The 24,482-nt window shown below is 60.4% G+C and carries 25 protein-coding genes; 12 read left to right on the top strand and 13 right to left on the bottom strand.

Features of this window, described 5'->3' with window-relative positions:
• Positions 1-3 precede the first annotated feature (3 nt).
• The gene (gene cyoE / locus ACP3TA_RS10720) at positions 4-894 is read left to right on the top strand and encodes a heme o synthase (RefSeq protein WP_025301761.1); all 891 of its coding nucleotides are present in this window, start codon (positions 4-6) and stop codon (positions 892-894) included.
• Between the two features lie 198 nt (positions 895-1,092).
• Positions 1,093-2,457: an MFS transporter gene (locus ACP3TA_RS10715; RefSeq protein WP_025301760.1), complete on the top strand. Its 1,365-nt coding sequence runs from the start codon at positions 1,093-1,095 to the stop codon at positions 2,455-2,457.
• Positions 2,458-2,491: 34 nt separating this feature from the next.
• Here the strand turns inward: ACP3TA_RS10715 and ACP3TA_RS10710 are convergent, their stop codons facing one another.
• Positions 2,492-2,983: a YajQ family cyclic di-GMP-binding protein gene (locus ACP3TA_RS10710; RefSeq protein WP_004940373.1), complete on the bottom strand. Its 492-nt coding sequence runs from the start codon at positions 2,981-2,983 to the stop codon at positions 2,492-2,494.
• Between the two features lie 182 nt (positions 2,984-3,165).
• Here ACP3TA_RS10710 and panE point away from each other — a divergent pair, with 182 nt between their 5' ends.
• Positions 3,166-4,077: a 2-dehydropantoate 2-reductase gene (panE, locus tag ACP3TA_RS10705; protein WP_033642065.1), complete on the top strand. Its 912-nt coding sequence runs from the start codon at positions 3,166-3,168 to the stop codon at positions 4,075-4,077.
• Positions 4,040-4,630, top strand: coding sequence for a protein deglycase YajL (gene yajL / locus ACP3TA_RS10700; RefSeq protein WP_033642064.1), 591 nt, complete (start codon positions 4,040-4,042; stop codon positions 4,628-4,630). The genes panE and yajL overlap by 38 nt, the downstream gene beginning before the upstream one ends.
• A 66-nt stretch (positions 4,631-4,696) precedes the next feature.
• On the opposite strand, the gene thiI is transcribed toward yajL, so the two are convergent.
• On the bottom strand, positions 4,697-6,145 hold the full coding sequence (gene thiI / locus ACP3TA_RS10695; protein WP_033642063.1) for a tRNA uracil 4-sulfurtransferase ThiI: 1,449 nt from the start codon (positions 6,143-6,145) through the stop codon (positions 4,697-4,699).
• Between the two features lie 160 nt (positions 6,146-6,305).
• On the opposite strand from thiI, the gene xseB reads away from it, so the two are divergent.
• From xseB to ACP3TA_RS10675, 4 genes are all read left to right on the top strand, one after another.
• Positions 6,306-6,569: an exodeoxyribonuclease VII small subunit gene (gene xseB / locus ACP3TA_RS10690; protein WP_033642062.1), complete on the top strand. Its 264-nt coding sequence runs from the start codon at positions 6,306-6,308 to the stop codon at positions 6,567-6,569.
• Positions 6,570-6,574: 5 nt separating this feature from the next.
• Complete coding sequence (gene ispA, locus ACP3TA_RS10685) at positions 6,575-7,495, top strand: (2E,6E)-farnesyl diphosphate synthase (RefSeq protein ID WP_033642061.1); 921 nt, start codon at positions 6,575-6,577, stop codon at positions 7,493-7,495.
• Between the two features lie 34 nt (positions 7,496-7,529).
• Positions 7,530-9,395, top strand: coding sequence for a 1-deoxy-D-xylulose-5-phosphate synthase (gene dxs, locus ACP3TA_RS10680; RefSeq protein ID WP_033642060.1), 1,866 nt, complete (start codon positions 7,530-7,532; stop codon positions 9,393-9,395).
• 108 nt (positions 9,396-9,503) lie between these two features.
• On the top strand, positions 9,504-10,478 hold the full coding sequence (locus ACP3TA_RS10675) for an aldo/keto reductase (protein ID WP_426784598.1): 975 nt from the start codon (positions 9,504-9,506) through the stop codon (positions 10,476-10,478).
• Between the two features lie 32 nt (positions 10,479-10,510).
• Here the strand turns inward: ACP3TA_RS10675 and pgpA are convergent, their stop codons facing one another.
• The 6 genes from pgpA to nrdR all read right to left on the bottom strand — a co-directional run bounded on the left by pgpA (position 10,511) and on the right by nrdR (position 14,627).
• Positions 10,511-11,005, bottom strand: a complete 495-nt coding sequence (pgpA, locus tag ACP3TA_RS10670) for a phosphatidylglycerophosphatase A (RefSeq protein WP_033634010.1) — start codon at positions 11,003-11,005, stop codon at positions 10,511-10,513.
• Positions 10,998-11,990 (bottom strand): thiamine-phosphate kinase, encoded by a 993-nt coding sequence (gene thiL / locus ACP3TA_RS10665; protein ID WP_033642058.1) that lies wholly within the window; start codon positions 11,988-11,990, stop codon positions 10,998-11,000. Before thiL ends, pgpA begins: the two co-directional genes overlap by 8 nt.
• A 52-nt stretch (positions 11,991-12,042) precedes the next feature.
• A complete protein-coding gene (nusB, locus tag ACP3TA_RS10660) occupies positions 12,043-12,459 on the bottom strand; it encodes a transcription antitermination factor NusB (protein ID WP_004940384.1) in 417 nt (138 codons plus the stop codon).
• A gap of 20 nt (positions 12,460-12,479) precedes the next feature.
• Complete coding sequence (ribH, locus tag ACP3TA_RS10655) at positions 12,480-12,950, bottom strand: 6,7-dimethyl-8-ribityllumazine synthase (RefSeq protein ID WP_004940385.1); 471 nt, start codon at positions 12,948-12,950, stop codon at positions 12,480-12,482.
• Positions 12,951-13,057: 107 nt separating this feature from the next.
• On the bottom strand, positions 13,058-14,167 hold the full coding sequence (gene ribD / locus ACP3TA_RS10650; protein WP_033642057.1) for a bifunctional diaminohydroxyphosphoribosylaminopyrimidine deaminase/5-amino-6-(5-phosphoribosylamino)uracil reductase RibD: 1,110 nt from the start codon (positions 14,165-14,167) through the stop codon (positions 13,058-13,060).
• A gap of 10 nt (positions 14,168-14,177) precedes the next feature.
• Positions 14,178-14,627, bottom strand: coding sequence for a transcriptional regulator NrdR (gene nrdR, locus ACP3TA_RS10645; protein WP_004940387.1), 450 nt, complete (start codon positions 14,625-14,627; stop codon positions 14,178-14,180).
• A gap of 176 nt (positions 14,628-14,803) precedes the next feature.
• On the opposite strand from nrdR, the gene ACP3TA_RS10640 reads away from it, so the two are divergent.
• A complete protein-coding gene (locus ACP3TA_RS10640) occupies positions 14,804-15,364 on the top strand; it encodes a DUF3251 domain-containing protein (RefSeq protein WP_046688354.1) in 561 nt (186 codons plus the stop codon).
• A 65-nt stretch (positions 15,365-15,429) separates the two neighbouring features.
• On the opposite strand, the gene secF is transcribed toward ACP3TA_RS10640, so the two are convergent.
• The 5 genes from secF to queA form a co-directional block, all read right to left on the bottom strand.
• Positions 15,430-16,398 carry a protein translocase subunit SecF gene (gene secF / locus ACP3TA_RS10635; RefSeq protein ID WP_019454209.1) on the bottom strand — a complete coding sequence of 323 codons (969 nt, stop codon included), beginning with the start codon at positions 16,396-16,398 and terminating at the stop codon, positions 15,430-15,432.
• Positions 16,399-16,408: 10 nt separating this feature from the next.
• Complete coding sequence (gene secD / locus ACP3TA_RS10630) at positions 16,409-18,256, bottom strand: protein translocase subunit SecD (RefSeq protein WP_071845087.1); 1,848 nt, start codon at positions 18,254-18,256, stop codon at positions 16,409-16,411.
• A gap of 24 nt (positions 18,257-18,280) precedes the next feature.
• A complete protein-coding gene (gene yajC, locus ACP3TA_RS10625; protein ID WP_004940391.1) occupies positions 18,281-18,613 on the bottom strand; it encodes a preprotein translocase subunit YajC in 333 nt (110 codons plus the stop codon).
• A gap of 33 nt (positions 18,614-18,646) precedes the next feature.
• On the bottom strand, positions 18,647-19,771 hold the full coding sequence (tgt, locus tag ACP3TA_RS10620) for a tRNA guanosine(34) transglycosylase Tgt (protein ID WP_016928877.1): 1,125 nt from the start codon (positions 19,769-19,771) through the stop codon (positions 18,647-18,649).
• Positions 19,772-19,843: 72 nt separating this feature from the next.
• Positions 19,844-20,914: a tRNA preQ1(34) S-adenosylmethionine ribosyltransferase-isomerase QueA gene (gene queA, locus ACP3TA_RS10615; RefSeq protein WP_060659875.1), complete on the bottom strand. Its 1,071-nt coding sequence runs from the start codon at positions 20,912-20,914 to the stop codon at positions 19,844-19,846.
• 120 nt (positions 20,915-21,034) lie between these two features.
• Between queA and ACP3TA_RS10610 the strand changes: the two genes are divergently transcribed.
• From ACP3TA_RS10610 to ggt, 3 genes are all read left to right on the top strand, one after another.
• Positions 21,035-21,616 carry an ACP phosphodiesterase gene (locus ACP3TA_RS10610; RefSeq protein WP_046688353.1) on the top strand — a complete coding sequence of 194 codons (582 nt, stop codon included), beginning with the start codon at positions 21,035-21,037 and terminating at the stop codon, positions 21,614-21,616.
• Positions 21,617-21,845: 229 nt separating this feature from the next.
• A complete protein-coding gene (locus tag ACP3TA_RS10605; RefSeq protein ID WP_004940403.1) occupies positions 21,846-22,448 on the top strand; it encodes a peroxiredoxin C in 603 nt (200 codons plus the stop codon).
• A 234-nt stretch (positions 22,449-22,682) separates the two neighbouring features.
• Positions 22,683-24,446, top strand: a complete 1,764-nt coding sequence (gene ggt / locus ACP3TA_RS10600) for a gamma-glutamyltransferase (protein ID WP_033637292.1) — start codon at positions 22,683-22,685, stop codon at positions 24,444-24,446.
• Positions 24,447-24,482 lie beyond the last annotated feature (36 nt).

Below are 24,482 nucleotides of genomic sequence, written 5' to 3'. Positions count from 1 at the left end.
GTGATGATTAAGCAATACCTGCAAGTCACTAAACCAGGAATTATTTTCGGCAATTTAATTTCTGTCGTTGGGGGATTCCTGCTCGCTTCCAAAGGGAGCATCGACTATCCCCTGTTTCTCGCCACCCTGGTGGGTGTCTCGTTGGTGGTCGCGTCGGGCTGTGTGTTTAACAACTACATCGACCGCGACATCGACAAGAAGATGGAGAGAACGAAGAATCGGGTGCTGGTAAAAGGCCTGATCGCGCCGAGTGTCACCCTGGTTTATGCGACCGCGTTGGGTATTGTGGGCTTCGCGTTGCTGTATATCGCGGCCAACCCGCTGGCCATGTGGCTGGCGGTGATGGGCTTCGTGGTTTATGTCGGCGTTTACAGCCTGTACATGAAGCGCCACTCGGTCTACGGCACGCTGATCGGCAGCTTGTCGGGTGCCGCGCCGCCGGTTATCGGTTACTGCGCGGTCACCAACGAGTTCGACGCCGGCGCGTTGATCCTGCTGGCTATCTTTAGCCTGTGGCAGATGCCGCATTCTTATGCGATCGCTATCTTCCGCTTTAAAGATTACCAGGCGGCCAACATTCCGGTGCTGCCGGTGGTGAAAGGCATTTCCGTCGCCAAGAACCACATCACGGTCTACATCCTGGCGTTTATGATCGCCACGCTGATGCTGACCCTGGTGGGCTACGCCGGCTACAAATACCTGATCGTCGCTGCGGCGGTGAGCGTATGGTGGCTGGGCATGGCGCTGCGCGGTTACAAAACCGAAAACGACAGCGTCTGGGCGCGTAAACTGTTCGTGTTCTCCATCGTCGCCATCACCTCGCTGAGCGTGATGATGTCGATCGACTTCAGCGCCACGGCGGCGCCTGAAGCGCTGGTGACCTACGTTTGGTAAGCCAAATCATCTGTCAATGGGCCGCGTATGCGGCCCATTTTATTTGTCACGCCGAAAAGCGGCCAAACTGTAATATCTGTTAAACAACATTCGATTTACCCCCCCTGCCCTGCACACTAAAATGACGCAGCTTTACAGAAATCATGCCATCAGGCGCTGTCTCAACGTCTGATGGCATGGTTTTTACCGAGGTTTGACGTGAACGATAATTCAATGACCCCGCAGGAGCGCCGCGCCACCTGGGGATTGGGCACCGTGTTCTCCCTGCGCATGCTCGGCATGTTTATGGTATTGCCGGTGTTGACCACCTACGGCATGGCGCTCAACGGCGCCAGCGAAGCGCTGATCGGTATCGCCATCGGCATTTACGGCCTGGCGCAGGCGGTGTTTCAGATCCCGTTCGGCCTGGTGTCCGATCGCATCGGCCGCAAGCCGCTGATCGTCGGCGGCCTGCTGATCTTTGCCCTCGGCAGCGTGATCGCCGCCGTCACTGACTCTATCTGGGGCGTGATCCTCGGCCGCGCGTTGCAAGGCTCCGGCGCCATCGCCGCCGCGGTAATGGCGCTGCTCTCCGATCTGACCCGCGAGCAGAACCGCACCAAAGCGATGGCGTTTATCGGCGTCAGCTTCGGCATCACCTTCGCCATCGCCATGGTTCTGGGCCCTATCATCACTCACGCCTTGGGCTTGCACGCGCTGTTCTGGATGATCGCCGTGCTGGCGCTGGCCGGCATCGTCATCACCCTGGCAGTGGTGCCTTCCGCCGACACCCATCTGCTGAACCGCGAGTCCAGCATCGTGCGCGGCAGCTTCCGCAAAGTGCTGAGCAACTCGCGCCTGTTGAAACTCAACTTCGGCATCATGTGTCTGCACATTCTGCTGATGTCGAGCTTCGTGGCGCTGCCGCTGGCGATGGAAAAAGCCGGGCTGGCGGCCAGCGAACACTGGATCGTCTACTTGGTGACCATGCTGGTGTCGTTCGCCGCCGTGGTGCCGTTCATTATCTATGCCGAGAAATATCGCCGCATGAAGCAGGTGTTTATGGGCTGCGTGGCGGTACTGTTCTGCGCCGAAGTGCTGCTGTGGCTCTCCGGCGCTCATCTATGGGGCATCATCGCCGGCGTGCAGCTGTTCTTTATGGCCTTCAACGTGATGGAAGCCATCCTGCCTTCGCTGATCAGCAAAGAATCGCCGGCCGGCTACAAGGGCACCGCGATGGGGGTGTACTCCACCAGCCAGTTTATCGGCGTGGCGATCGGCGGCAGCCTCGGCGGCTGGCTGTACGGTTTGCAGGGGGCAGGCTTGGTGTTTATCGCCGGCGCGGTATTGGCCGCCGTCTGGTTCCTGGTCAGCAGCACCATGAAAGAGCCGCCGTATGTCAGCAGCCTGCGCATTACGCTGTCGGAACTGGCGGTGAAGGATTCAGCGCTGGAAAGCCGCCTGAAGGCGCAGCCCGGCGTGGCCGAGGCGATCGTCGTGCCGGAAGAGCGCAGCGCCTACGTCAAGGTGGATACCAAGCAGACCAATCGCGGTCAGTTGGAAGCGCTGGTCAATTCGCTGTAAAAAATCAGGGCCGGCAATGCCGGCCCCGTCGAGATTAATCGCGGAAGTTCTTGAACTGGAACGGCTGGCCCAGATCGCCGCCGCGCACCAGCGCCATCACGCTCTGCAAGTCGTCGCGTGACTTGCCGGTCACCCGCACTTCTTCGCCCTGGATCTGCGCCTGCACCTTCAGCTTGCTGTCTTTGATCAGCTTGACGATTTTCTTCGCCACGCTGGTTTCAATCCCCTGCTTCAGCTTGGCTTCCACGCTGTAGGTTTTACCGCTGTGGGTAAACTCTTCCGGGATCTCCAGCGCGGCGCCGTCGATGCTGCGCTTGCTCAGCTTTTCGCGCAGAATGTCGAGCAGCTGCTGCACCTGAAAATCAGACTCGGTGGCAACCTTGATGCTTTGATTCTTCTCGTTTAGCTCAAAGCTGGCCGGCACGTTGCGAAAATCCCAGCGGGTGCCGAGATCGCGGGTGGCGTTCTCAACGGCGTTACGCACTTCCTGCATATCAATTTCGGAAACGATGTCGAAAGATGGCATACTTCTTCCTCCTGAATGAGTGCCTAATAGCTTAGGCGATTTTGATGCCGAGCATGATAACCGCTTTGCCGCCTCAGACAAAATCTGCTGAACGCACGCAGGGATAGCGCTTCAGGCTGCCATAAAGCCTATAGTTAGATCACGGTAATTGAGCGGTATTCCCGTGTTTCCAAGGAGACTGAATGAAAATAACCATTCTTGGTTGCGGCGCGCTCGGACAACTGTGGCTCTCCCGGCTGTATCAGCAGGGCCACGATGTACAGGGATGGCTAAGAGTGCCGCAGCCTTTTTGCGCCGTGAACGTGATAGAGCCGGAAGGCGTCTCGTTTAATCGCAATTTGCCCACCAACGATCCGGAGCACCTCGCGCAAAGCGAGCTGCTGCTGGTGACGCTGAAAGCCTGGCAGGTATCCAGCGCGGTCAGCGCGCTGTTGCCGAAGCTGAGCCCCCGCTGCGCCATCTTGCTGCTGCACAACGGCATGGGCACTCAGGAAGAGCTGCCGCCGAACGGCCAGCCCATCTTGCAGGGCACCACCACCCACGCCGCGCGCCACGAAGGCAGCACCATTATCCACGTCGCCACCGGCATCACCCACATCGGCCCCACCTCACCGGCCGCCCAGCACCTCAGCCACCTGGCGGAAGTGCTGCATCAGGCGCTGCCCGACGTCGCCTGGCACAACAACATCGCCTCGGCCAACTGGCGCAAGCTGGCGGTCAACTGCGTGATCAACCCGCTGACGGCGCTGTACGGCTGCCGCAACGGCGATCTGCAGCGCTACCCGGAGCAGATCGAAGCGCTGTGTCGTGAAGTCGCCAGCGTGATGGCCATGGAGGGTTACCACACCTCCTGCGAAGGCCTGATGCAATACGTGATGGACGTGATCCACAGCACCGCCGACAACGTTTCGTCGATGCTGCAGGATATCCGCAGCCAGCGGCATACCGAGATCGACTACATCACCGGCTACCTGCTGCGCCGCGCGCGCAGCCACGGCCTCACGCTGCCGGAGAATGCGCGGCTGTTTGAATTGATTAAACGAAAGGAAAATGAATATGAGCGTATCGGCGCTGGTCTGCCTGGCACCTGGTAGCGAAGAAACCGAAGCCGTCACCACCATCGATCTGCTGGTCCGGGCGGGCGTTAAAGTCACTACCGCCAGCGTCGCCGGCGACGGCGAGCTGACTATCGTTTGTTCGCGCGGCGTCAAGCTGCTGGCCGACGCGCCGCTGGTGGCGATCGTCGATGAGCCTTTCGACGCCATCGTGCTGCCCGGCGGCCTGCAGGGGGCGGAATGCTTCCGCGACAGTCCGCTGCTGGTGGAAAAAGTGCGGCAGATGCATCTGCAGGGCCACATCGTCGCCGCCATCTGCGCGGCCCCGGCGCTGGTGTTGCAGCACCACGATCTGTTCCCGATCGGCAACATGACCGGTTTCCCAGGTTTGAAAGATCGGATACCGGCGGATAAATGGATGGAGCGCCGCGTGGTGTACGACGCGCGCGTCAACCTGCTCACCAGCCAGGGGCCGGGCACCGCGATGGAGTTTGCACTGAAGCTGATAGACCTGCTGCTCGGCAAGGCCAAAGCGGCGGAGATCGCCGCGCAGCTGGTGCTGATCCCTGGGATGTACGATTTCCGCGACTGAGCGGCTTGCCGATAAAAAAAGGGCTGAACACCGGTTCAGCCCCTCTCATTTACGCCGCTGCCCGCGTTACGGGCGATAAACCTTCACGTTGCTGAAGCCCTGCTCCAGCAGGTACAGCGCCTGCAGGCGGCTCATTACGCCGCGCTCGCAGTACAGCAGATAGGTTTTGCTCTGATCCAGATCGCCGAACTGGGTGCTCAGCTTATAGAACGGCAGCGCTTTCACTTCAACCTGTTCCAGCTGCAACGGCTTCTCTTCCTGCTCGTCGTTGGAACGGATATCCAGGATCACCTCGTCGGCGCCGAAGGCCGCGACGGTTTCCACTTCGGTCACCTGCTCCTGCGCCTGCTCGGCGATGGAGCGAATATCGACGTTCTTCGCCTCGCTCACCACCCGATCGAGAATGCTGAAATCGAAGTGGCTTTCTTCCTCTTCAATCTTGGCCTTGACGGCTTTTACCGTCGGGCTCTTCGAAATCACGCCGCAGTATTCCGGCATGGTTTTGGCGAAGTCTTCGGTGCCGATTTCACGCGCCAGTTTGATGATGTGCTCTTTATCGTGCGAGATCAGCGGACGCAGGATCAGCGTATCGGACGCATTGTCGATCAAGCGCAGGTTGGTCAGCGTCTGGCTGGACACCTGCCCCAGCGCTTCACCGGTTACCAGCGCCTGCACGCCGTAGCGTTCGGCCACTTGCGAAGCGGCGCGCACCATCATGCGCTTGAGCACCACGCCCATCTGGCCGTCGTCGACTTTCTCCAGGATCTCGCCCACCACCGGCTCGAAGTCGATAGCGACGAAGCGCACCTTGTGCGAGCTGGCGAAACGGTTCCACAGGTAGTGCGCCACCTGCTTCACGCCAATCTCATGCGCGGCGCCGCCCAGGTTAAAGAAGCAGAAGTGCACGCGGCAGCCGCGACGCATCAGCATATAGCTGGACACGCCCGAGTCGAAACCGCCGGAAATCAGCGACATCACGTCTTCCTGAGTGCCGACCGGGTAACCGCCGATGCCTTCGAGGCGGCGTTTAACCAGCATCAGCTTGTCGTCTTCGATCTCGAGGTTTACCGTGACCTGCGGGCGGGTCAGGTTAACGCGCGCGCTGTCGATATGCTGGTTCAGACCGCCGCCGACGTAGCGCTCCACGTCCTGCGAGTTGAACGCCTGCTTGCCGCGGCGCTTGACGCGCACGCAGAAGGTTTTGCCTTCCAGCTGGGCGCGGTAGGCTTCCAGCGTCTGCTCGAAGATGTGGTGGATATCGGTATAAGCGCGATCTTCCACTTCCAGAATATGGTGGATGCCGGGAATGCGCGTCAGCGCGTCGGCGATGACCGGCCGCTGGTTTTCATCTTTGGCGCGAACTTCGATATGATCCCAGTGACGGACGACCGCCAGCGTTTCATCATACTGCTTCAGGACGTTGCGAATATTGGTCGAGAGAATCTTGATAAAGCGCAAGCGCACAGATTGGCTCTTGATGGTGATTTCCGGGAACAATTTAATGATAAACTTCATGGCGGTCTTTGTTGTCAGATAAGAATTACGGCGCGGAGTATATCACCATATCGCCGTGCTCTGCGCACAAAACCACACATGAGCGCCATGATTTGCTAATCAAGATCCGCTAGGATAGGCTCTGGCGCCACGGTTCACATGATGACGTAAAAAGAAAATTATGCCGAAAAAACCAGCACAATCAGCCAGTACAGAGCAAACTGCCAGCTTTGAAAGCGCCCTCGGCGAGCTGGAAAGCATCGTGACGCGTCTGGAGTCGGGCGAACTGCCGCTGGAAGACGCGCTGAACGAATTCGAACGCGGCGTGCAGCTGGCGCGTCAAGGCCAGCAGAAACTGCAACAGGCGGAACAGCGTGTGCAGATCCTCCTTAACGACAGCGCCGACGACGCGGCGTTGGCGCCTTTCACACCGGATACCGAGTAACCGACATGTCTGAGATCGTCCCATCGGCCGCTTTTGCCGATCAACTGCAGATTTTCCGCCGGCGCGCCGATCGCGCGCTGCTGGATTTCATCGCCCCGCTGCCGTTCAACAACGGCAACATGGTGGCGGCGATGCGTCATGGCGCCTTACTGGGCGGCAAGCGCCTGCGCCCGTTCCTGGTGTACACCACCGGCCAGATGTTCGGCGTATCGCTGACCAACCTGGACGCGCCGGCGGCGGCGGTGGAATGCATTCACGCCTACTCGCTGATCCACGACGATCTGCCGGCGATGGACGACGACGATCTGCGCCGCGGCCAGCCGACCTGCCACATTAAATTCGGCGAAGCCAACGCGATCCTGGCCGGCGATGCGCTGCAAACGCTGGCGTTTTCGATCCTGGCCGATGCCGAAATGCCCGACGTGGCGCTGCGCGATCGGCTGGCGATGGTCTCCGAACTGGCGGCAGCCAGCGGCGTCGCCGGCATGTGCGGCGGCCAATCGCTGGATCTGGAGGCCGAAGGCAAGCGTGTCGATCTGCAGGCGCTGGAGCAGATCCACCGCCACAAAACCGGTGCGTTGATCCGTGCCGCGGTGCGTCTGGGCGCGCTGAGCGCCGGCGAAGCAGGACGAGCGGCGCTGCCGCAGTTGGATCGTTACGCCGCTGCGGTCGGCCTGGCGTTCCAGGTGCAGGATGACATTTTGGACGTTGTCGGCGAGACTGAAAAGATCGGCAAGCGCCAGGGAGCGGACCAACAACACGGAAAGAGTACCTACCCGGCGTTACTCGGGCTTGACAGCGCGAAAGCAAAAGCGTGGGATCTCTATCAGGAAGCATTAGCTGCATTAGACACTTTGGCAGCGCAATCTTATAACACAGCGCCATTGCGAGCGTTAGCCAGCTTCATTATTGAACGCGACAATTAACGTGTGACGTTAACTCCTCTGATATGAGTATCGAATGAGTCTTGATATAGCCAAATACCCAACCCTGGCGCTAGCGGAAAACCCCGAGGAACTCCGCTCACTGCCCAAAGAGAGCTTGCCGAAGCTGTGCGATGAGCTGCGGCAATATCTGCTGAACAGCGTCAGTCGCTCCAGCGGCCACTTTGCCTCCGGGCTGGGTACCGTCGAACTGACGGTGGCGTTGCATTTCGTCTACAACACGCCGTTCGATCATCTGGTGTGGGACGTCGGCCACCAGGCCTACCCGCACAAAATCCTGACCGGCCGCCGCGACCGGATCGCCACTATCCGGCAAAAGAACGGGTTGCACCCCTTCCCGTGGCGCGCCGAAAGCGAATACGACGTGCTGTCGGTCGGCCATTCGTCAACCTCGATCAGCGCCGGCCTCGGCATGGCGGTGGCGGCAGAGCGTGAAGGCAAAGGCCGCCGCACAGTGTGCGTGATCGGCGATGGCGCCATCACCGCCGGCATGGCGTTCGAAGCGATGAACCACGCCGGCGACATCAATCCGGACATGCTGGTGGTGCTGAACGACAACGAGATGTCGATCTCGGAAAACGTCGGCGCGCTGAACAACCATCTGGCACAGCTGCTGTCCGGCAAGCTTTACTCCACCCTGCGCGAAGGCGGCAAAAAAGTGCTGGCCGGCGTGCCGCCGATCAAGGAGCTGGTGAAACGCACCGAAGAGCACCTGAAAGGCATGGTAGTGCCGGGTACGCTGTTCGAAGAGCTGGGCTTCAACTACATCGGCCCGGTAGACGGGCACGACGTACAAGGCCTGGTCGCCACGTTGAAAAACATGCGCGATCTGAAAGGCCCGCAGCTGTTGCACATCATGACCAAGAAAGGCCGCGGTTACGCGCCGGCGGAGAAGGATCCGATCAGCTTCCACGCGGTGCCGAAGTTCGATCCCGCCAGCGGCACGCTGCCGAAAAGCGCCGGCGGTCTGCCGACCTATTCGAAAATCTTCGGCGACTGGCTGTGTGAAACCGCCGCCAAAGACAGCTCACTGATGGCGATCACGCCGGCGATGCGCGAAGGTTCCGGCATGGTGCAGTTCTCGCGCGACTATCCGCAGCAATATTTCGATGTGGCGATCGCCGAGCAGCACGCGGTCACCTTCGCCGCCGGGCTGGCGATCGGCGGCTACAAGCCGGTGGTGGCGATCTATTCCACCTTCCTGCAACGCGCCTACGATCAGCTGATCCATGACGTGGCGATCCAAAACCTGCCGGTGATGTTCGCCATCGATCGCGGCGGCATCGTAGGCGCCGACGGCCAGACCCACCAGGGGGCGTTCGATCTGTCGTTCATGCGCTGCATCCCGACCATGGTGATCATGACGCCGAGCGACGAAAATGAATGCCGCCAGATGCTGTATACCGGCTATCACTACAACGACGGCCCGAGCGCCGTGCGCTATCCGCGCGGCACCGGCACCGGCGCTGCGCTGGAGCCGCTCAGCCTGCTGCCGATCGGCAAAGGCGTGGTGCGCCGCCAGGGGGAAAAGATCGCCATTCTCAACTTCGGCACCCTGCTGCCGGAGGCCGCTGCGGCGGCGGAAGCGCTCAACGCCACGCTGGTCGACATGCGCTTCGTCAAACCGCTGGACGAGCAGCTGGTGCTCGAACTGGCCGCCAGCCATGAAACGCTGGTCACGCTGGAAGAGAACGCCATCATGGGCGGCGCCGGCAGCGGCGTCAACGAACTGCTGATGGCCAAACGCCGTCCGGTGCCGGTGCTGAACCTCGGCCTGCCGGACAGCTTCGTCTCACAGGGCACCCAGGAAGAACTGCGCGCCGATCTGGGGCTGGACGCCGCCGGCATTCAGCGCCAAATCGAAACCTGGCTGGCGCAGTAATTCGCCACTCGCGCCTGATAAAACGCCTCCGCCTTCGGGGGCGTTTTCATTTCCGCCCTCCGGGATCCGCGCTACAGTTACTGTCTGAGCTGTGAATGGGAGGCAAGCATGAAGTATCTCAAACTGGGCAACACCGATCTGAACGTCTCGCGCATCTGCCTGGGTTGCATGACCTACGGCGAGCCGAGCCGCGGCAATCACGCCTGGACGCTGCCGGAAGAAAGCAGCCGCCCACTGTTGAAACAGGCGCTGGAAGCCGGCATCAACTTTTTCGACACCGCCAACAGCTATTCCGACGGCAGCAGCGAGGAGATCCTCGGCCGGGCGCTGCGCGACTATGCGCGCCGCGAGGAGGTGGTGATCGCCACCAAGGTCTATTTCCCGCTGAGCAACCTGGAGCACGGTTTGTCGCGCGCCAAGATCATGCAGTCCATCGACGACAGCCTGCGGCGTCTGGGCACCGACTATGTCGATTTGCTGCAAATCCATCGCTGGGATTACGAAACGCCGCTGGAAGAGACGCTGGAAGCGCTGCACGACGTGGTGAAAGCCGGTAAGGCGCGTTACATCGGCGCCTCTTCCATGTACGCCTGGCAGTTCGCCAAGGCGCTGTATACCGCCGATCTGCACGGCTGGACGCGCTTCGTCAGCATGCAGGATCAATACAACCTGATCCAGCGCGAAGAAGAGCGTGAGATGCACCCGCTGTGCGCCGCCGAAGGCATCGCCGTACTGCCGTGGAGCCCGCTGGCGCGCGGCCGCCTGACCCGCCCCTGGGGCGAAACCACCGCCCGCCTGGTCTCGGACCAGTTCGGCAAGAGTCTGTACGATGAAACCGAAGGCATCGACGCCATTATCGCCGAGCGCGTCGCCAGCCTCGCGGAGGAACGCGGCGTGCCACGCGCGCAGATCGCGCTGGCCTGGCTGCTGAACAAGCCGGCGGTCAGCGCGCCAATCGTTGGCGCGTCACGCAGCGAGCAGTTGGACGACGCCATTGCCGCGGTCGATTTGAGTTTGTCGCCGCAAGAGGTGGCGGAGTTGGAAACGGCTTACGTGCCGCATCGGGTGACGGGGTTTGAATGAGAGAAGCGGGCGCGAAGAACCGCGCCCGGCTGTCAGAACAGCCCGATCGGCCAGTGGTGCCCAATCAGGTAGATGATGCCCGCAGACAGCACGCCGGCGATGATATCGTCGACCATGATGCCCATGCCGCCATGCACGTTGCGGTCGAACCAGCGGATCGGCCACGGCTTCCACATATCCAGAATGCGGAAGATGACGAAACCGGCGGCGACCCAGCGCCAATCGTTGACCGGCAGCGCCATCAGCGTGATCCACATGCCGACGAACTCATCCCAGACGATGCTGCCGTGATCGTGCACCTTCATGTCTTTTGCCGTGCGGTGGCAAATATAGACGCCGATGCAAATGCTGAACATCACCGTCAGCGAGTAGAGCTGCCACGGCAGTTGGATCAGCAGCAGCCAGAACGGGATCGCCGCCAGCGATCCCATGGTGCCCGGCATCACCGGTGACAAACCGCTGCCGAAACCGGTGGCCAGCAGGTGCCACGGATTGCTCATCCGCAGCCGACGCTTGGCTTCATCCATGGGTGCCCGGCTCCGCGTTGAAATGATCGAACCCGGCCCAGTCCAGCACCACCGCCTCGTCGTTGCGGTAATAGCGAATGCCTTCAGACAGCGGGCCAATCTGGCCGATACAGGTGTAATCGGCCCCGAGGTGGCTCAGCGCCACGTCCAGCGCGCCGCGGTTGATCTCCGGCACCGTGAAGCACAGCTCGTAGTCTTCGCCGCCCGCCAGCGCCCAACGCAGCGCCTGTTCGGCATCGGCATGGCTGCTCAGCGCCTGCGACATCGGCAGCTCGTCCAGCACGATGCGCGCGCCGCAGTCGCTGGCCTTCAGGATGTGCTTCAGATCGGAAATCAGGCCGTCGGAAAGATCGATTGCCGAGCTGGCCAGATCGCGCAGCGCCTGCCCCTGCAGCACCCGCGGCTGCGGACGCAGATGGCGAGCGACCAGATAATCGCGCGCCGCGCTATCCGTCACCGCCAGGCGATCCTGCAGGATCGCCAAACCGGCGGCGCTGTCGCCCAGCGTGCCGGTCACATAGATCCAGTCGCCGATGCGCGCGCCGCTGCGGCTCAACGCCCGGCCGGCCGGGATCAGCCCCTGAATGGTCAAGGTCATGCTCAGCGGGCCGCGCGTGGTATCGCCGCCGATCAGCTGCATGCCGTAATAATTGAGTTGATCGAACAGGCTGTCGCTGAACGCCTTCAGCCAGGGTTCGTTCACCTCCGGCAGCGTCAGGGCCAGCGAGAGCCACGCCGGATCGGCGCCCATCGCCGCCAGATCGCTCAGATTGACCGCCAGCGCTTTATACCCGAGATCGGCCGGATCGATGTCCGGCAGGAAGTGAATGCCCGCGACCAACGTATCGGTACTGACGGCCACCAGCTGTTTTTCCGGCACTGCCAGCAGTGCGCAGTCATCTCCAATGCCCAACTGTACATCCCGGCGCACGCGCTTAAACCGGTCAAAATAGCGGGCAATGAGGTCAAATTCGCCGCATGCCATATCGATATTCCACTAGAAGAAATTAAGGCCGGGAATGCCGGCCTTAATGTTTTTACTTTTTCTTGCGAAGGGTTGGCGCCACTTTATCCAGCACCCCGTTCACAAACTTGTGGCTGTCTTCCGCGCCGAAGGTTTTCGCCAGCTCGATCGCTTCGTTGATCGCCACCTTGTAAGGGACATCCTCGCGCATTTTCAGTTCAAACAGCGCGACGCGCAGCACCGCGCGTTCCACCTGGCCCAGCTCTTCGAGCTGACGCGACAGGTAAGGCGCCATCAGTTCGTCCAGCATACCTGCATTCACTGCCGCGCCGGACAGCAACTCGCGAAAATAGGCGACGTCAACATCTTTGACATCCTGCTCCGTCAGGAACTGGTGTTCAACATCGGCAAGGTCGTTTTTAGACAACTGCCAAGAGTAAAGCGCTTGAACAGCGCACTCACGAGCGCGGCGACGAGCAGCAGGTTTCACGGAATTCCCCTTAACTAAATTCAGGCTTTAATAGCTTTGATAACATTAATCATTTCAAGTGCGGTCAACGCGGCTTCAGCGCCCTTGTTGCCCGCTTTGGTGCCGGCGCGTTCGATCGCTTGTTCGATGCTTTCGGTAGTCAGCACGCCAAAGGCAACCGGGATTTCGGCATTCATCGCAACGTTGCCGATGCCGGAGCTGGCTTCGCCCGCCACATATTCGAAGTGCGCGGTGCCCCCACGGATAACGGTGCCCAGCGCGATAACCGCGTCGTATTTGCCGGTTTTGGCCAATACGCTCGCCGTCAGCGGCAGCTCGTAAGCGCCCGGGACCCAGACAACGGTGATGTTGTCGTCAGCAACCTGACCAATGCGTTTCAGCGCGTCGATGGCGCCTTCCAGCAGGCTGTCGTTGATGAAATTGTTAAAACGTGCAATTGCGATCGCCACACGGGCATTTGGAGTAGCAACAACACCTTCGATAACTTTCATGGGCTTTCCTTAAAAATGGGTTCAATACCCCGCAGGGGGGCGGATTCTATCATATTCTTTCATCGCCTGCGCGGCGCTTTTGTAAAACCGGCGCGCGGGCGCGAGATTCAGTGTTTCGCCCGCAGGCGCAAACGCAGATCGGGGCCAACCTGGCGCACGTCGCTAAAGACGAATTCCGGTGCGTCGGCCAGACGCTCAAGGCCCGGCAAATGACACAGGCCGCGGCCATTATCGCCCAACAGTTTTGGCGCGATGTACAAAATGAGCTCATCCACCAGGCCAGCCTGCAGCAGCGCGCCGGCCAGCGTCGCCCCCGCCTCCACCCAGATTGAATTCACCTGGCGCTTGGCCAACAGCATCATCATCACCACCAGATCGACGCCGCCGCCGTGCGCCGGGCAGATAAACTGCTCAACGTCTTGCGGCCAAGCCTGTTCATCCGCCTGCAGCCGCGCCAGCCAGGTAGCGCCCGGTTGCTGCACCACGCGATGCTGTGGGGTGATGCGATTTTGGCTGTCGAGCAGGATACGCAGCGGCTGACGCAGATTTTCGCGCGGATAGAGGCGCTGGGTCTCGGCATCCAGCTCATCCCAACGCACCGTCAGCGACGGATCGTCCGCCAGCACGGTGGCGCTGGTGCTGAGAATGGCGGCGCTCTGCGCACGCAGCCGCTGCACGTCCTGACGCGCTTCGGGTGAGGTGATCCACTGGCTTTCGCCGGAGGCCATCGCCGTGCGGCCGTCCAGCGACGCGCCCAGCTTCAGTTGCACATAGGGAAAACCGGTGCGCATGCGTTTGAGGAAGCCCAGGTTGACCGCTTCGGCCTCGGCCAACATCAGGCCATGACGTACTTCGACGCCGGCTTGCTGCAGCTTGTACAAGCCGCGCCCCGCCACCTGAGGATTGGGATCTTGCATCGCCGCGACCACCCGCGTCACGCCGGCGGCCACCAGCGCATCGGCGCAGGGAGGCGTGCGGCCGTGATGGCTGCACGGCTCGAGCGTCACATAGGCGGTGGCGCCGCGCGCCTTGTCGCCCGCCATGCGCAGCGCGTGCACTTCCGCGTGCGGCTCGCCGGCGCGCAGATGATAGCCTTCACCGACAATTTCGCCGTCGCGCACGATAACGCAGCCGACGTTCGGATTGGGCGCGGTGGTGAAACGCCCCAGCCGCGCCAGCTCGAAGGCGCGCGCCATGTAAAATTCGTCGTGATGCATGAAAGATCCTTTAGTCTTGCAGGCGGGCAATCTCTTCGCCGAACTCGCGCACGTCTTCGAAGCTGCGGTACACCGACGCGAAGCGAATGTAGGCGACCTTATCCAGCTTTTTCAGCGCGTCCATCACCAGATTGCCGACTAACTTGGTCGGCACTTCGCGTTCGCCGGTGGCGCGCAGTTGGGATTTGATATGGTTAAGGGCGTTTTCCACGTCGTCCGAGCTGACCGGGCGCTTTTCCAGCGCTTTCAGCATGCCGCGACGCAGTTTGTCTTCGTTGAACGGCTCGCGCACCTCATCGCTTTTAATCACTCGCGGCATCACCAGCTCGGCCACCTCGAAGGTGGTGAAGCGTTCATTGCATACCAGACACTGGCGACGACGGCGTACTTGCGAACCGTCCCCCACCAGGCGGGAATCAATGACTTTGGTATCAACGGCGGCGCAGAAAGGGCAATGCATAACACGTCCTGATAAACGTTTTTTATAGATAAATGCAGTTTAACCCGAAGTGAAGCCACAACAAAGGGCGTCGGCCATTTGTTGCGATAAGCGGCGGGCAGGCGGCGCCGATATGACTTTCACCGCCATGCGGGCTAAGCTTGATAGCAGGAGATTCAGCATAGGAAATCGCCGTCATGACAACCCGTTATCCCAAAACCGCCCTGCTCGCCGCCGCCGTGTTGCTCACTGGCTGCGCGCACAACGCCGCCGTGCCTCAGCTGCGCCATCAGGTCGCCGCACTTAACCAAAAAGTGAGCGTATTGACCGATCAGGCCACCGCGCTGGAGCGGCAAAACCAGCTCAATCAGCACTCCGACAACGGCGTCTACCTGCTGCCGGCGGCGCGGAGCGCCGCCCGTTTGCAAAGCGGCATCGGCGAACTGAGCGTTTCGCTGAGCCACATCAAGAGCGAAGCCAACGGTGCCCAGGCGCAGCTGCATGTGCGCATCCTCTCACAGGCCACGCTGCCGCCGTTTAAAGCGGTGGTGGAATGGGGCCAACTGGACGCGGCCACCGGCCGGCCGCTGACCGCCGAGGCGCTGTCGCAACCGATCGCCAGCGCCGACTCGCTGCTGCCGAAACCCGGGCAGGACTTCGAGCTGCGCTTCAGCGGCCTGACGCCGGAACAGCTGGGCTATATCCGTCTGCACAGCCTGGTAGCCACCGCCCAGCCGGCGGTGGTGCAGCAACACTGAAATCCGAGGCAAAAAAAAGGAGCGCCGATAGGCGCTCCTTCTCATTTCGCTGAATACTGCGGCGGTTAAGGCAGAATCGAAGGCTGATCCGCGCCCTCTTTTTCCACTTTTTGCTGCAGCATGTGTTCGCGTTTCATCCCCAGCTTCAACGCCAGCGCGGACGCGACGTAGATAGAGGAAACGGTACCGATCGACACGCCGATCAGCATCGCCAGCGAGAAGCCTTGCAGCATCGCGCCACCGAAGATGTACAGCATCAGCACCACCATCAGGGTGGTCCCGGAAGTCATCAGCGTACGGCTCAGCGTCTGGGTCAACGACACGTTCATGATCTCGTAAGGCGTGCCGCGGCGGATCTTGCGGAAGTTCTCACGAATACGGTCGGAGACCACGATGCTGTCGTTCAGCGAGTAACCGATAACCGACATCAGGGACGCGACGATGGTCAGGTCAATCTCGATGTGGAACAGCGACAGCACGCCCAGCGTGATGATCACGTCGTGCGCCAGCGCGATAACCGCCCCCAGCGCCAGGCGCCATTCGAAGCGGAAGCCGACGTAGATCAGGATACAGATCAACGCCACCAGCAGCGCCATGCCGCCGGTTTGCGCCAGCTCGCTGCCCACGCTCGGGCCGACGAACTCAATGCGCTTCACGGTGGCGTTTTTATCCACCGAGTCGTTGATCACGCCGATCACCTTATTGCCCAGTTCCTGGCCTGCGGTGCCGGTCGCCGGTGGCATGCGCACCATCACGTCGCGGCTGCTGCCGAAGTTCTGGATGATCGGATCCTGGAACCCGGCCTTCTCCAGCGTGTCGCGCATCAGGTCGAGGTTAGCCGGCTTCTCCAGGTTGATTTCAATCACCGTACCGCCGGTGAAATCCAGACCCCAGTTAAAGCCGCGCACCGACATGGTGGCGATCGACGCGACCAACAGCACCAACGAGATGCCGAAAGCCACGTAGTCCCAGCGCATAAAGTCGTAGACTTTACGGCCGTAGTTGAGTTGCTCAACAGTATAATCCTGTGCCACAACGCACTCCTCAGATAGACAGCTTGTTAATGCGTTTGCCGCCGTAAAGCAGGTTGACGATGGCACGGGTACCGACAATCGCGGTGAACATGGACGTCGCCACACCGATAGCGGTAGTGATCGCAAAGCCCTTGATCGAACCGGTGCCGACTGCGTACAGGATGACCGCGGTGATCAGGGTGGTGATGTTGGCGTCGACGATACTGGAGAACGCGCCTTTATAGCCCTCATGGATCGCCTGCTGAACGGACCTGCCGTTCTTCAGCTCTTCCTTGATACGTTCGTTAATCAGCACGTTGGCGTCGACCGCCACCGCCAGCGTCAACACGATCCCGGCAATGCCCGGCATGGTCAGCGTCGCCCCCGGCAACAGGGACATCACGCCGACGATCAACACCAGGTTAGCGACCAGCGCCGTGGTGGCGATCACGCCGAACTTACGGTACCAGACCACCATGAACACGATGGACGCCACCAGGCCCCACAGACAGGCTTCCAGACCTTGGGTGATGTTCTGCTGACCCAGGGTTGGACCGATGGTGCGCTCTTCAACGATCTGAATCGGCGCAATCAGCGCACCCGCACGCAGCAGCAGCGAAAGCTGACGCGCTTCGTTCGGGTTGCCGATGCCGGTGATGCGGAAGCTGTTGCCCAGACGCGACTGAATGTTCGCTACGTTGATCACTTCTTCCTGTTTCACCAGCACCGCACGGCCGTTGGCGTCTTTCTTGCCGCTGTCCTTGTACTCCACGAACAGGGTCGCCATCGGTTTGCCGATGTTGTCCTTGGTGAAGTTGGACATCGACGTGCCGCCGGCGCTGTCCAGCGAGATGTTAACCTGCGGCTGGTTGTATTCGTCGGTGCTCGAGGTGGAGTCGGTGATGTGGTCACCGGTCAGGATCACGCGCTTGTACAGCACGATCGGCTGGCCGTCGCGGGTGTATTTCACCTCGGAATCGCCCGGCACGCGGCCGTTGGCCGCCGCAGTGGCGTCCGCATTGGTGTTCACCAGACGGAATTCCAGCGTCGCGGTGGCGCCCAGAATTTCTTTGGCGCGTGCGGTGTCCTGAATGCCCGGCAACTCAACCACGATGCGGTCGGATCCCTGGCGCTGCACCAGCGGTTCGGCGACGCCGAGCTGGTTGACGCGGTTACGCAGGATAGTGATGTTCTGCTGTACGGCGTATTCGCGCGCTTCGCTCAGACGGGCGTCCGTCAGGCTGGCTTTCATGGTGTTGGCGCCATTGGCGGACAGCACCAGATCGCGCTGACGCGGGCCGATATAGCTGATGGCCTGGTCACGGGCCGCATCGTCGCGGAAGCGAACTTCCACGCCGTTGTTGTCCAGCTTGCGGATAGACGCGTAAGGAATGCCCTTCTCGCGCAGCTCGCTGCGCAGGGTATCCATGGTCTGTTCCTGCAGCTTGCTCAACGCGGTGTCCATGTCCACTTCCATCAGGAAGTGCACGCCGCCGCGCAGGTCCAGACCGAGTTTCATCGGCTCTGCGCCCAGCATGGCCAGCCAGGTCGGCGTAGCCGGCGCCAGGTTCAGCGCCACGACGAATTTGTCACCCAGCTCGGTCACCAGCGCTTCGCGGGCGCGCAGCTGAACGTCAGGATCTTTAAAGCGAGCCAGGATGGCGCCATTTTCCAGCGCAATCGACTTGCTCGCGATGTTGTCTTTTTCTAATACGGTACGGACCTGGTCCAGCGTAGTTTCACTGGCGGCGACGCCGCGCGCGCCAGTGATTTGTACGGCCGGATCCTCACCGTAGATGTTGGGAAGCGCATAAAGCAGACCGACGAGGATCACGACGATCAACATCAGATACTTCCACAAAGGATAACGGTTTAGCACGGCAATTCCCTTCGGGAAAAAAGATTACAGGGCCTTCATGGTACCTTTCGGCAGAACGGCCGCCACGAAGTCACGCTTGATCATCACTTCCGTGGTGTCGTTCAGCGCGATGGCGATGATGCCGGTGTCGGCCACTTTGGTCACGCGACCGATCAGGCCGCCGGTGGTCAGCACTTCGTCGCCCTTACCGATGGAGTCCATCAGCTTCTTGTGATCTTTCGCGCGCTTCTGCTGTGGGCGCAGGATCATGAAGTAGAAGATCAGGCCGAACACCACCAGCATAATGATCAGAGAGTACGGGCTTCCCTGAGCCGGAGCCCCTGCGGATGCGACGGCGTCAGAAATGAAAAAGCTCATTGAAATTCCCTCATTAAGTTATCAATTATTAGATCAAGCGTTTAAAGGCGGAATCGGCTTGCCGATCCGACCATAGAAATCCGCAACAAACTGCTCTAATTTACCCTCTTCGATAGCCTGGCGTAAACCCGCCATCAGGCGCTGGTAGTGACGCAGGTTATGAATTGTGTTCAGTCGAGCACCCAATATTTCGTTGCAACGGTCGAGATGGTGCAAGTAGGCGCGGCTGTAATGGCGACACGTGTAGCAATCACAGTCTTTATCCAGCGGAGAAGTATCATCCTTGTGCTTGGCATTACGGATTTTTACCACACCGTCAGTCACGAACAAATGGCCGTTGCGGGCGTTGCGGGTCGGCATGACGCAGTCGAACATGTCGATGCCGCGGCGCACGCCTTCCACCAAATCTTCCGGCTTGCCGACGCCCATCAAATAGCGTGGCTTATCTTCCGGAATTTGCGGGCAAACGTGTTCAAGAATGCGATGCATATCCTCTTTCGGCTCGCCTACAGCCAAGCCGCCCACAGCGTACCCATCAAAGCCGATATCCACCAGCCCTTTTACTGAAACATCACGTAAATCTTCGTAAACGCCGCCCTGAATGATGCCGAACAGCGCATTTTTATTTTCCAGCTCGTCGAAACGCTGGCGGCTGCGCTGCGCCCAACGCAGCGACATTTCCATCGAACGCTTGGCGTAGTCCCAGTCGGCCGGGTACGGCGTACATTCATCGAAGATCATCACGATGTCGGAACCCAGGTCATACTGGATTTCCATCGATTTTTCCGGGCTCAGGAACACCTTGTCGCCGTTGATCGGGTTGCGGAAGTACACGCCTTCCTCTTTGATCTTGCGCATCGCCCCCAGGCTGAACACCTGGAAACCGCCGGAGTCGGTGAGGATCGGGCCCGGCCACTGCATGAAATCGTGCAGATCGCCGTGCAGCTTCATGATCTCCTGGCCAGGGCGCAGCCACAGGTGGAAGGTGTTGCCCAGCAGGATCTGCGCGCCGGTCTCTTTCACTTCTTCCGGCGTCATGCCCTTGACCGTGCCGTAGGTACCGACCGGCATAAAGGCCGGGGTTTCCACTACGCCGCGGTCGAAAATCAGGCGGCCGCGGCGTGCGCGGCCATCGGTAGTTTGTAGTTCGTACTTCACAAAGCCTCCAGCATCAGAGAAACAGTCTGATGTCGTTGAAACGGGGCCGCGCCGTGGGCGCAGCCCGGGAAATTAACCGCCGACGGACTCGTTTTCCGCCTGCGGGTTACGGCTGATGAACATCGCATCACCGTAGCTGAAAAAGCGATACTGCTCGGCCACCGCCTGCTGATAGGCGTTCATGGTATTTTTATAACCGGCGAAGGCCGACACCAGCATGATCAGGGTCGATTCCGGCAGGTGGAAATTGGTCACCAGCGCGTCGATCACCTGATAGTGATAGCCCGGATAGATAAAAATGCTGGTATCACCGAAGAACGGCGCAATCAGCGCCTCTTTGCTGGCCGCCGCGGCGCTTTCCAGCGAGCGCACCGAGGTAGTGCCCACCGCCACGACGCGTTTGCCGCGCGCCTTGCAGGCCAGCACCGCATCGACCACGTTCTGCGGCACTTCGGCGTATTCGGCGTGCATCACGTGATCTTCGATGGTTTCCACGCGCACCGGCTGGAAGGTGCCGGCGCCGACATGCAGCGTCACGAACGCCATTTCCACGCCCTTGGCGCGCAGCGCCGCCAGCAGCGGTTCGTCGAAGTGCAGGCCGGCGGTCGGCGCGGCGACCGCGCCGGGTTTCTCGCTGTAGACCGTCTGATACAGCTCGCGGTCGGCGTCTTCATCCGGGCGGGCGATATAAGGCGGCAGCGGCATGTGGCCGGCGGCGTTGAGGATAGTGAACACGTCGCGTTCGTCGTTGAAGCGCAGCTCGAACAGCGTCTCGTGGCGCGCTACCATGGTGGCGGCGATGCTCTCGTCATCCCCCAACAGCAGCTCGGCGCCCGGCTTCGGCGCTTTCGACGCGCGCACGTGCGCCAGCACGCGATGGTCGTCCAGCACGCGCTCCACCAGCACTTCAATCTTGCCGCCGCTGACCTTGCGGCCGAACATGCGCGCCGGGATCACGCGGGTATTGTTGAACACCAGCAGGTCGCCGGCTTCCAGCTTATCCAGCAGATCGGTGAATACGCCGTGCGTCAATGCCCCGCTCGGCCCGTCCAGCTGCAGCAGGCGGCATGCGCTGCGTTCGGCCTGGGGATAGTGGGCAATCAGGGATTCGGGAAGTTCAAACGAAAAATCAGCGACGCGCATGGGTATTCACTTCTTCAATTTAGGGCTGGTTGGTAAAAAACAGGCGGCCTAGTCTAAAGCCGGGGGCGGTCAGCGGCAAGAAATAAGGAGGATTTGCCTGACTTCGGGTATAGTTGAGGGATGAATTTTCTCGCTCATCTTCACCTGGCCATGCTGGCGGACAGCTCGCTGCTGGGCAACCTGCTGGCCGATTTCGTGCGCGGCAACCCCGCCGCCGACTACCAGCCCGACGTGGTGGCCGGCATCATGATGCACCGCCGCGTCGACGTGCTGACCGACAGCCTGCCGCAGGTCAAAGCCAGCCGCGACTATTTCAGCGCCCCCTACCGCCGCGTGGCGCCGATCACCCTCGACGTGGTGTGGGACCATTTTCTGGCGCGCCACTGGCAGCAGTTGGAGCCTTCACGCGACCTGCACCAGTTTACCCAGGAAGCCCGCAGCCAGATCGAACCTTTTCTGCCGCTCACGCCGCCGCGCTTTCAGAACCTGAACGGCTACCTGTGGCCGGAACGCTGGCTGGAGCGCTACGCCGAATTGCCGTTCATCGCCCGGGTGCTGCAGGGCATGGCCAGCCGCCGCCCGCGCCTCGATGCGCTGGCCGGCTCGTTCGCCGACGTCGAGCAACATTATCATCAGCTTGAAACACAGTTCTGGCAGTTTTACCCGCAAATGATGCGACAGGCGAAGGACAAAGCGCTCTGAGGTCAAGCCCAAGTCATTGAAATTTCAACGCCTTGCAAGAATTTACGTTTTGCCGCTTGCCCTTTTGTGGGAAAAGGTTATTTTTAAAGCTCGCTAAATTATATCAACGACTTTGATAGGTGAAAGCTATCTCATCGATTGGTCTTTTACCCTTTATTCACCAAGTCGCGGCCCCTATACTGGCCCTTGTTTTTACATCCACCCTTTAACACCTATTACAGGAGTAATTATGGTCCTGGTAACTCGTCAAGCCCCTGACTTCACTGCAGCTGCCGTACTGGGTAGCGGCGAAATCGTTGAAAACTTCAACCTGAAGAAGCACCTGAACGGCAAACCGGCCGTACTGTTCTTCTGGCCAATGGACTTCACCTTCGTATGCCCTTCCGAGCTGATCGCTTTCGATCACCGCTATGAAGAGTTCCAGAAGCGTGGCGTTGAAGTGGTTGGCGTTTCCTTCGACTCAGAATTCGTTCACAACGCATGGCGTAAAACCCCTGTCGACAAAGGCGGCATCGGTGAAGTGAAATACGCAATGGTTGCTGACGTTAAGCGTGAAATCCAGAAAGCTTACGGCATCGAACACCCGGAAGCCGGCGTTGCGCTGCGCGGCTCTTTCCTGATCGACAAAGACGGCATCGTGCGTGCTCAGGTTGTTAACGACCTGCCAATCGGCCGTAACATCGACGAAATGATCCGTACCGTCGACGCGCTGCAATTCCACGAAGAGCACGGTGAAGTGTGCCCGGCTCAGTGGGAAAAAGGCAAAGCAGGTATGGGCGCTTCCCCAGACGGCGTTGCAAAATACCTGTCTGAAAACGCTGCCAAGCTGTAATTTCAGCCTGATAGTGAATCAACCGGCCCACGCGGCCGGTTTTTTTATGCCCCTTTATGGGGCAGACCGCCCACCTTCAGTGCTTTATTTCCCTGTTTCCGCTCACATTTCCTACCCTGCTCGCCGCGCGCACGCCCATCTGCGGCTACTATCAATAACGCTGGCTCGCGCTTTGCAAGTGAACAGCGGCAAGCAAACACAACACAATAAAAAACTGACAGGGTAGGAATAACTATGTTTTTACAGAAATGGAGCAAACCCCTGACCATGGCGGCGCTGCTGGTCAGCGGCAGCCTGTATGCGGCATCCAACCCGGCGGTGGAAGCCAAAAACGGCATGGTGGTCACCTCGCAACACCTGGCCTCGCAGGTCGGCGTGGATATCCTGAAGATGGGCGGCAACGCCATCGATGCCGCCGTGGCGGTGGGCTATGCGCAGGCGGTGGTTAACCCTTGCTGCGGCAACATCGGCGGCGGCGGCTTTATGACCGTCCACCTGGCGGACGGCACCGACACCTTCATCAACTTCCGTGAAACTGCGCCGGCGGCGGCCAGCGCCAACATGTATCTGGACGCCGACGGCAAGGTGAAGAAAGACGCCAGCCTGTACGGCTATCTGGCGGCCGGCGTACCGGGCACCGTGCTGGGAATGGAAACCGCGCGTGAGAAGTACGGCAAGCTGAGCCGCGAACAGGTGCTGGCGCCGGCGATCAGGCTGGCGCGCGAAGGCTTTGTGCTGACCCGCGCCGACACCGATATTCTCGACACCACCGTTGCACGCTTCAAACAGGATCCCGAGTCGGCCAAAATCTTCCTGCGCCCGGACGGCAGCCCGCTGCAGCCGGGGGACAAACTGGTGCAAACCGATCTGGCCAATACGCTGGAAGCCATCGCCAAAGGGGGGACCGACGCCTTCTACAAAGGCAAGATCCCGCAGGCGGTAGAGGCGGCGGCCAAACAGGGCGGCGGCATTTTGACGGCGGCCGACTTCGCCAACTATAAAGTCACCGAAACCCCACCGATCACCTGCAGCTATCGCGGCTACAAGTTCGTGTCGGCGCCGCCTCCCAGCTCCGGCGGCGTGACGCTGTGCGAAATCCTCAACGTGGTGGAAGGCTATGACCTGAAAAGCATGGGCTTCAACTCGGCGGCGGCCATTCACACCATGACCGAGGCGATGCGCCATGCCTACATGGACCGCAACACCTACCTCGGCGACCCGGAATTCATCAAGAACCCGATCGACCGGCTGGTGAGCAAGAGCTACGCCGAGCAGATCCGCAAGAAAATCGTCGCGGACAAGGCCACGCCGTCGGAAAACGTGCAGCCCGGTATGGAACCGCATGAGAAGCCGGAAACCACCCACTATTCGATCGTCGACCATGACGGCAACGCGGTCTCCACCACCTATACCGTCAACGGCCGCTTCGGCGCCGTGGTGATCGCACCGGGCACCGGCTTCTTCCTCAACGACGAGATGGACGATTTTACGGTCAAAGTGGGCGAGAAAAACCTGTACGGGCTGGTGCAGGGCACCGCCAACAGCATTGCCCCCGGTAAGCGCCCACTATCGTCAATGAGCCCGACGCTGGTGACCAAGGACAACAAGATCTTTATGGTGCTGGGCTCGCCTGGCGGTTCGCGCATCATCACCATCACCCTGCAGACCGCGTTGAACGTGATCGACCACGGCATGGCGCCGCAGGAAGCGGTGGACGCGCCGCGCATCCATCACCAATGGCTGCCGGATGAGGTGTACTACGAACAGCGCGGCGTTTCCGCCGATACGCTAAAACTGCTGAGCGGCATGGGCTATAAGATGGTCGAACAAACGCCGTGGGGCGCCGCCGAACTGATTCTGGTCGGTTTGCCGGGCGCGGCGGGCGTCAGCCCGGCCAACTCCGGCAACGATTCGGCGGTTTCCGGCAAAGTGCGCGAAGGTTACCTGTACGGCGCCAACGACGTGCGTCGCCCGGCAGGCTCCGCGGTCGGTTACTGATGTAAACGCCCACTCACCTTAATCGCGGGGGCCCTT

The organism is Serratia sp. 2C06 (assembly GCF_050037615.1).
GTDB classification, from domain to species: Bacteria; Pseudomonadota; Gammaproteobacteria; order Enterobacterales; family Enterobacteriaceae; genus Serratia; species Serratia ureilytica.
The sequence above is the reverse complement of the archived record's forward strand: the minus strand, read 5'-3'. Positions and strand labels throughout refer to the sequence as shown.